Below are 7582 nucleotides of genomic sequence, written 5' to 3' on the forward strand. Positions count from 1 at the left end.
TCCGGGTGGCACGGTCCCACGGCGGGCCGGTTCCGGCCCGCGGGACGAGGAGATGCGGTGAACGAGCGGTGGGTGGTCCGGCCGAAGCACGTCGACGGTGGCGCCACGATCTGGCGGGTCCACGACGGGAACGACGCCGGCAGGCCCGTGGCCGAGTTCGCCGAGGAGGATGCCGCGCGGGCTCACGCGACCCGGCTCGCTGAGGGCCCGTTCGACTGGGACGAGCAGGAGGCCTGGCAGGACCCCGACGACGAGGACGAGGATGACGCGTGGGGTCGCGACGCGGCCGACATCGACGCCGATCTGCAGGGTGGTGCCGGCGGTGGCGGGACGCGCGGGACGCCGTGACCTTCTCGATCGTCGCCCGCGACCCCGAGACCGGTCTCATGGGTGTCGCGACCCAGACCCAGGCCCTGGCCGTCGGCGCGTCCGTGCCCTGGGCCCTGCCCGGTTACGGGGTGATCGCGACGCAGTCCATGGGCGAGCCGATGTACGGCGAGCTCGGCCTCGACCTGCTGCGTAACGGGCTCACCGCGACCGAAGCGCTGGCGGCGCTCCGTACCATCGATGAGCACCCAGATCGCCGGCAGGTCGCGATGGTCGACCTGGCCGGTGAGATCGCGGTCTACACCGGCGAGGACTGCGTCGACTCGGCAGGTCACCTCGTCGGTGACTGCTGTGCGGCGCTCGCCAACATGGTGGCGGGGCCGGACGTGTGGCACGCCATGGTCGAACGCTACGAGGCGACGGCCGGACCGATGACCTACCGGCTGCTCGCCGCCCTCCGAGCCGGCGAGGATGCCGGCGGCGACATCCGCGGGCATCGGTCCGCGGCGGTGCTCGTGGTCCGTCACGAGCGCACCGGCCGGCCCTGGCGGGATCAGCTCTACAACCTCCGCGTCGATGCCGATCCCGATCCGCTGACCCGGCTCGGCGACCTCGTGGATCGCTCGATCCGCTACCACCGGGTGGTCGAGGCGTTCGAGATGGCCCTCGACGGGCAGGCGACCGAGGCGGCCGAGCTGCTCGACCTCAACCGTCTGGCCACCTACGAGGACGAACCGGACCTGCGCCTGTGGCGCGCGGTCGTCCTCGGCCTGGCCGGTCGCGAGCCCGAGGCGCGCGAGATCCTGCACGATCTGTGCGCGACCGACCCGGCCTTCGTCGAGACCCTGCGACGCTTCGGACCCGCCGGCCTCGTCCCGTCCGACCTGCTCGACCGCATCCTGCCCGACCAGGTCGGCGCCGCCAGCGTCTGAGCCGGCGAGCGACCGTGACGTCAACCGAGCGAGACGTCGAGCGGGACCTGGCGTTCCAGGAGCCGGGAGAGGACCATCACCGACCGGGTGCGGATCACGAACGGCTCGCTGCGGATGCGCTCGAGGGTCGCCTCGAGGTGCCGGGTATCGCTGGCGCGGACGTGGACCATCGCGTCCGGGTCACCGGTGATGGTGTAGGCGCCGACGACCTCCGGGTAGCGGGCGAGGGTGGTGCGGATGACCGCAGGCGGGGTCCGGCCCTCGCAGAACATCTCGACGAAGACCTCGACGGTCCAACCGAGCGCTCGTGGGTCCAGCACGGTCGTGAACCGCTCGATGACGCCGGCATCCACCAGCCGATCTACGCGGCGCTTCACCGCGGGAGCCGACAGGCCGACCTCCGACCCGATGGTGCGGTAGCTCCTGCGAGCATCGTCGGTCAGGGACGCAACGATCCGCCGGTCGAGCTCGTCGAGACGCAACGTCCCACCTCCCACACGCAACGGAGCACGCTGTTCGTGGCGTGCTCGGCAGCGTACGGTCCGGGGGATCCGCCGACCGCGTCACGCGGTCGAGCGCGCGCCGACCGAGGAGGTTCCCGTGACCGTCGAGCTCCAGCGACCGACCAACGATGCGGCCCAGGCCGGCACCGAGCCCGCCGCCGCCACGCCCGCCGCCGCCACGCCCGCCGCCGCGACGCCCGCCGCCGCGACGCCCGCCGCCGCGACGCTCGTCGATCCGGCGCTCGACGCCCACAGCGCACACAACTACCACCCGCTGCCGATCGTCATCGCCGAGGCCGAGGGGTCGTGGGTCACCGACGTGGACGGTCGCCGCTACCTCGACTGTCTCGCCGGGTACTCCGCGCTCAACTTCGGTCACCGCCACCCTGAGCTCATCGCCGCTGCTCACGAGCAGCTCGACCGGGTGACGCTCACGAGCCGAGCCTTCCACCACGACCGGTTCGCCGGGTTCACCGCCGACGTCGCCAGGCTGACGGGCATGGACGCGATCCTGCCGATGAACACCGGTGCGGAGGCCGTGGAGACGGCGATCAAGCTCGCCCGGCGGTGGGGCTACCAGACGCGCGGCGTCCCCGAAGGACGGGCCACGATCGTGGTCATGGACGACAACTTCCACGGGCGCACCACCACCATCGTCGGCTTCTCGACCGACCCGGACGCCCGCGAGGGGTTCGGGCCGTTCACCCCCGGCTTCGTCAGCGTGCCGTTCGGCGACGCGGCTGCGCTCGATGCGGCGATCGACGAGCACACCGTCGCCGTGCTGCTCGAGCCGGTCCAGGGCGAGGCGGGCATCATCATCCCACCCGACGGGTACCTGCGTGAGGTGCGTCGCATCACCACCGAGCGGGGGGTGCTGATGATCGCCGACGAGATCCAGTCCGGCCTCGGCCGCACCGGAACGACCTTCGCCTGCGACCGCGAGGGGGTCGTCCCCGACGTCTACGTGCTCGGAAAGGCGCTCGGTGGCGGTGTGGTGCCGGTCTCCTGCATCACCGCCTCGCGCGAGCTGATGGACGTCTTCACCCCCGGCTCGCACGGGTCCACCTTCGGGGGCAACCCGCTGGCGTGCGCCGTCGGCAGCGCCGTCGTCGCGTTGCTCGAGACCGGGCGGTACCAGGCTCGGGCGCGCGAGCTCGGGGCGCGGCTCGCCGAACGGCTGAGCGAGCTCCCGACGGCCCAGGTCGCCGAGGTCCGGTGCGTCGGACTGTGGGCAGGTGTGGAGCTCACCGCTCCGGTCGCGCGTGCGGTCTCGGAGGCGCTCCTCGCCCGAGGCGTGCTCGCCAAGGACACCCACGCCACGACCGTCCGGTTGGCGCCACCGTTGACGATCACCGAGGTCGAGGTCGACCTGCTCGCCGACGCGTTGACCGCGGCGATCGACGAGGTGCTGCCGATCAACTGACCGGATCGTGTGAGCTGCCCGAGCGCGTCAGTCGCCGGCGTCGATCGCGAGCTCGTCCAGAGCGGTCAGAGCTGCCTGCGTTCCGGCGCCGGTGATCCGGCGGGCCAGGGCGCCGGCGCGGGCCGCATCCCGGTCCGCGATCGCCTCGACCAGGGCCCGGTACCCGTCGACGTCGTCGATCTCGGCGCTCATCACGCTGGCGAGCACGTCGATGGCGGGCAGGTAGGCGGCTTCGAGCGCGTTGAACAGCAGCCGCTCGACGACGTTGCCCCCGCCATCGACGATCGTGGACCACAGGGTGTGGACGGTGAGCTGGCGTTCGCCGGTCGTGGCGTCCTCGAGCTGCCCGACGAGCTCCTCGAGCCGGCCGAGGACCGCTGCGTCGCGCCGGATCGCGCAGCGACGAGCCACGTCGGGGGCGAGCGTGAACCGGGTCTCGAGGATGGCGCGGACCACACCGAGGTCCGGCGCCCCGTCCCGCACGAGCAGGCGAGGCAGGAGCTCGGGCCCGGCGCTGCGCCGGAAGTCGCGCACCGTGGTGCTGTCGCCCTGACGGACGTCGATCAACCCGGCCTGGGCGAGCCGCTGCAGCGCCTCGCGGACCGCGGGCCGCGACACCCCGAGCACCTCGGCCAGCCGCCGCTCCGCCGGCAGCTCGCTGCCCGGGGCGAGCTCGCCCCCGAGGATGTCGGTAGCGAGCTGGTCGAAGACCGCGTCCGGGACCGAGCGACGGGCGACGGGGGTGAGGGCCACGGTGCGCTCCAACGGGTGGGTACCGCCCCGATGCTAGCCGACCGAAGCCAGGTAGCTGGTGAACTGGTGGTCGGACCAGTAGCCAGCCGTCAGCGATGCCGACCGGTCGACCGATGGCCAACGTCGCCGCCACCCGGCAGCGCCCGCCACCCGGCAGCGCCCGCCACCCGAGGAGCGGCTCCGGATCCCGTAGCGGAAGCCCGGACGGCTTCGGTACCGTCGAGCACGACCGAAGCCGGGAGGGTCCGATGGTGATCGATGACTGCACCGGCCGGTTGCTGATCGCCTCGCCGCAGCTCGACGAGCCGACCTTCCGCCGCACGGTCATCCTCGTGCTCGACCACGACGAGGACGGGGCGCTCGGGGTCGTGCTCAACCGCGCGTCGATCCTGCCGGTGGGCGAGGCAGCGGTGGGGTGGAGCGACCTCGCCTGCGACCCGCCCGTCGTCTTCGACGGCGGTCCGGTCGAGCCGGAGGCGGTCGTCGCCCTCGGCCGCACCGGTGCCAGGGTCGGTGCCGCCGACGGTGGGATGCTCGACGAGCACGTCCGGCTCGTGGACCTGTCGGCCGACCCGGTCCTCGAGCAGCTCGAGCTCGAGACGGTGCGGGTCTTCGCCGGGTACGCCGGGTGGGCGCCCGGTCAGCTCGAGGGAGAGCTGCTCCAGGAGGCGTGGATCGTCGTGGACGCCGAGCCCGGCGACGTCTTCACCGCCGAACCGGGTGGGCTCTGGCACGAGGTGCTGCGACGGCAGCCCGGACAGCTCCGTCTCCTCGCGACCTACCCCGAGGACCCGTCCCTCAACTGACGCCCCGCCGGAGGCGGAGCCGGAGCTGCCGGGACGGTGCCGGTCAGTCGCCCGAGTCGCTCGGCGGCTGGGGATCGTCGCACCGTGCGGGGGGCTGTCCCTCGGCGCCGTGGTAGGCGACCTCGCCGCCGGCGGTGGCCAGCACGATGCGGTAGCCCGGGACCAACGCCTGCGTGTACATCATCCCCGGCTCGGGGCAGCCGAGGGCGCCGTCGCTCCAGGTCACCCGCTCCGCGGTGACCACCTCGACGTCGCTCTCCGCGATCCCCTCCGTCGCGGCGAGGTCGGCGACCGCCGCGGCGGTCAGCGCGTCGAGGTCGGTCGCTGCCCCCTCCCCGGTCGGGAGCTCGCTGACCCCGTCGTCCTCGCCGATCTCCTCGGCGCCGTCGTCGGGGCCGGCGATCGGATCGATCGTGGGCTCCGGGTCGGCGTCCGTACCGCAGGCGCCGACGGCCAGCGCGAGCACGGCGAGGACGGCGAGCCGGATGGTGGTGGCGGTGCGCATCGTGGTCTCCCGGTCGGGACGGGTGGGACGTCGACCGGGCCAGGGTGGTTGCGCGGTCAGCGACCCGATCCGAGCAGGTCACGGACGGTGGGGGAGGTCGAGACCTCGTTCGGGGCTGGCTGGGTACCGAGCACCCGGTCGGCGGTCGACGCGGTGGTGACGGTGAACCAGTAGTTCTCGTTCTTGTAGTGGTGCAGCCGGTGGTGGCGCCAGATAGCACGGTACGGCGCGGACCGGGGCCGGTACTCGGTGTGGACGAGGTAATGGATCCACTCGTAGGCGAGGCCCACCGCGGTCACGATGCTGGCGAAGGTGAGGCCGAGGCGATCAGACGGGATCAGCCAGGCCACCAGCGCCACCGCGCCTGCCGCGGACAGCAGCGCGGGCAGGGGGAGCAGGATCAGGTCGAGGTCCTCCGGGTCGGCGTGGTGCTCGCGGTGCTTGCGCGCCACGAGGGGGTCGATGGTCCGACCACCGACCTGGCGCGGCCGCCAGTGCAGCAGCGAGGTGTGGGCGACCCACTCCACGAACGGGAACGCGGCGAGGTAGCCCGCCACGACCAACAGGTCCGACCACCCGAACCCGCCCAGCAACAGCCGCCAGGACAGTGCGGTGGCCGCAGCGGCGGCCAGGAGCCACGGTTGGGGGCGGGTGACGAAGGTACGGAGTGCCCGCCCCAGCGTGAGCGGAGGGCGGCCGGGCTCCCGCCGTGGACCGGTCGACACGTCCGTGGTGGCATCGGTGGTGGACACGGGGGCTCCATCCGGATCCGACGCTCCCCGCGCCGGGCGTCCGTCACGGTAGGCGAACGGGCGCATCAGGTCAACTGGTCAGACCAACCTGCCTTGATCGTCGTCGCGCGTGGCGTCCGGGGGCGAGCCGGCGCGCGTACCCTCCGGCGCGGCCGCCCCCCGTCAACCTCACGGACGGATCACCCCGTGTCCGACACCTCCTTCGGGTTCCTGCTGTTCGGCTCCATCGGGGCCATCGGCGCCGCGCTCGCTGTGGGCACGCTGGCGGCGCTGTGGCGCTACCACCGCACGGGCGCCTTCCCCGGCCACGACACCGCCGAGGTGGTGCCGCGCAGCAGGCTCGTGCGAATGTGGATCCGGGTGGTGCTCGGGCTCATCGTCGCCGCGTACGGCGTCTACGTGGTCGACGCCTCCGGCGTGCTCTGAGGGAGCCGACGTTCGGTACGGTTCGGACCGGAACGTTCCGGCGCGGAACGTTCCGTTCGTCCGACGAGTCCGGGAGACCGCTGTGGAGCGCCGCATCTTCACCGAGGAGCACCACCAGTTCCGCCAGATGGTGCGGAGCTTCCTCCAGACCGAGGTCGTGCCGTTCCACGACCAGTGGGAGCGCGACGGCATCGTCCCGCGCGAGCTGTGGAAGAAGGCCGGGGCGCAGGGCCTGCTGTGCACCGACGTGCCCGCCGAGTACGGCGGCGGTGGTGTGGCCGACTTCCGTTACAACGTCGTCATCACCGAGGAGCTGTGCAACATCGGGGCCTCGGGTGTCGGGTTCCCGCTCCACAACGATGTGGTCGTGCCCTACTTCCTCAAGTACGCCACCGACGAGCAGAAGCAGCGCTTCCTGCCGCCGATGTGCTCGGGCGAGACGATCACCGCGATCGCGATGACCGAGCCGGGTACCGGGTCGGACCTGGCCGCGGTCAAGACCACGGCGATCGAGCAGAGCGACGGCAGCTACCTCATCAACGGCGCCAAGACCTTCATCACCAACGGCATCACCGCCGACCTCGTGATCGTGGTCGCCAAGACCGACCCGGCTGCCAAGCACGGCGGGATCTCGCTGCTGCTCGTCGAGCGGGGGATGGAGGGCTTCGAGCGCGGCCGCAAGCTCGAGAAGATCGGGATGGCGGCCCAGGACACCGCCGAGCTGTTCTTCAACGACGTCCGGGTGCCGGCCGACAACGTCCTCGGCGAGGTCGGCAAGGGCTTCCTCTACCTCATGCAGGCCCTGCCCCAGGAGCGCCTCGGCATCGCGGTCGCCGGGTCGGCTGGCGCGATGGCGGCGCTCGAGATGACCCTCGCGTACTGCAAGGAGCGCGAGGCGTTCGGGCGGCCGATCGGCTCGTTCCAGAACACACGCTTCAAGCTCGCCGAGATGAAGACCAAGGCCCTCATCACCCGGGAGTTCGTCGACCGCTGCACCGAGCTGCACAACGAGGGCGCGCTGCCCGTCGAGGAAGCGGCGATGGCCAAGTACTGGGCCTCCGACGTGCTCAACGAGGTCGTCGACGAGTGCGTCCAGCTCCACGGCGGCTACGGCTACATGCGCGAGTACCCGATCGCGCGCGCCTTCGTCGACGC

The 7582-nt window shown here is 72.3% G+C and carries 10 protein-coding genes; 6 read left to right on the forward strand and 4 right to left on the reverse strand.

The features are described 5' to 3' along the window. Nucleotides 1–57: 57 nt before the first annotated feature. Together WEB03_RS17005 and WEB03_RS17010 are read left to right on the forward strand one after the other, a co-directional pair. Complete coding sequence (locus WEB03_RS17005; protein WP_368072112.1) at nucleotides 58–348, forward strand: hypothetical protein; 291 nt, start codon at nucleotides 58–60, stop codon at nucleotides 346–348. Then, nucleotides 345–1259 (forward strand): DUF1028 domain-containing protein, encoded by a 915-nt coding sequence (locus WEB03_RS17010; protein ID WP_368072113.1) that lies wholly within the window; start codon nucleotides 345–347, stop codon nucleotides 1257–1259. Before WEB03_RS17005 ends, WEB03_RS17010 begins: the two co-directional genes overlap by 4 nt. A gap of 20 nt (nucleotides 1260–1279) precedes the next feature. On the opposite strand, the gene WEB03_RS17015 is transcribed toward WEB03_RS17010, so the two are convergent. After that, nucleotides 1280–1741, reverse strand: a complete 462-nt coding sequence (locus WEB03_RS17015) for an Lrp/AsnC family transcriptional regulator (RefSeq protein ID WP_368072114.1) — start codon at nucleotides 1739–1741, stop codon at nucleotides 1280–1282. Nucleotides 1742–1859: 118 nt separating this feature from the next. Between WEB03_RS17015 and rocD the strand changes: the two genes are divergently transcribed. Then, nucleotides 1860–3185, forward strand: a complete 1326-nt coding sequence (gene rocD / locus WEB03_RS17020) for an ornithine--oxo-acid transaminase (RefSeq protein WP_368072115.1) — start codon at nucleotides 1860–1862, stop codon at nucleotides 3183–3185. Between the two features lie 27 nt (nucleotides 3186–3212). Here the strand turns inward: rocD and WEB03_RS17025 are convergent, their stop codons facing one another. Next, nucleotides 3213–3938, reverse strand: coding sequence for a FadR/GntR family transcriptional regulator (locus WEB03_RS17025; protein WP_368072116.1), 726 nt, complete (start codon nucleotides 3936–3938; stop codon nucleotides 3213–3215). 248 nt (nucleotides 3939–4186) lie between these two features. Here WEB03_RS17025 and WEB03_RS17030 point away from each other — a divergent pair, with 248 nt between their 5' ends. Further along, a complete protein-coding gene (locus WEB03_RS17030) occupies nucleotides 4187–4744 on the forward strand; it encodes a YqgE/AlgH family protein (RefSeq protein ID WP_368072117.1) in 558 nt (185 codons plus the stop codon). Nucleotides 4745–4787: 43 nt separating this feature from the next. Here WEB03_RS17030 and WEB03_RS17035 read toward each other — a convergent pair whose 3' ends face one another. Together WEB03_RS17035 and WEB03_RS17040 are read right to left on the reverse strand one after the other, a co-directional pair. Then, nucleotides 4788–5249 carry a hypothetical protein gene (locus tag WEB03_RS17035; protein ID WP_368072118.1) on the reverse strand — a complete coding sequence of 154 codons (462 nt, stop codon included), beginning with the start codon at nucleotides 5247–5249 and terminating at the stop codon, nucleotides 4788–4790. Between the two features lie 56 nt (nucleotides 5250–5305). After that, nucleotides 5306–6001, reverse strand: coding sequence for a sterol desaturase family protein (locus WEB03_RS17040; protein ID WP_368072119.1), 696 nt, complete (start codon nucleotides 5999–6001; stop codon nucleotides 5306–5308). A 186-nt stretch (nucleotides 6002–6187) separates the two neighbouring features. On the opposite strand from WEB03_RS17040, the gene WEB03_RS17045 reads away from it, so the two are divergent. Further along, nucleotides 6188–6427, forward strand: a complete 240-nt coding sequence (locus tag WEB03_RS17045) for a hypothetical protein (protein ID WP_368072120.1) — start codon at nucleotides 6188–6190, stop codon at nucleotides 6425–6427. 82 nt (nucleotides 6428–6509) lie between these two features. Next, on the forward strand, nucleotides 6510–7582 hold a 1073-nt coding region (locus tag WEB03_RS17050; RefSeq protein WP_368072121.1), incomplete at its 3' end, for an acyl-CoA dehydrogenase family protein.

The organism is Nitriliruptor sp. (assembly GCF_040882075.1).
In the GTDB taxonomy this organism is placed as follows: Bacteria; Actinomycetota; Nitriliruptoria; order Nitriliruptorales; family Nitriliruptoraceae; genus Nitriliruptor.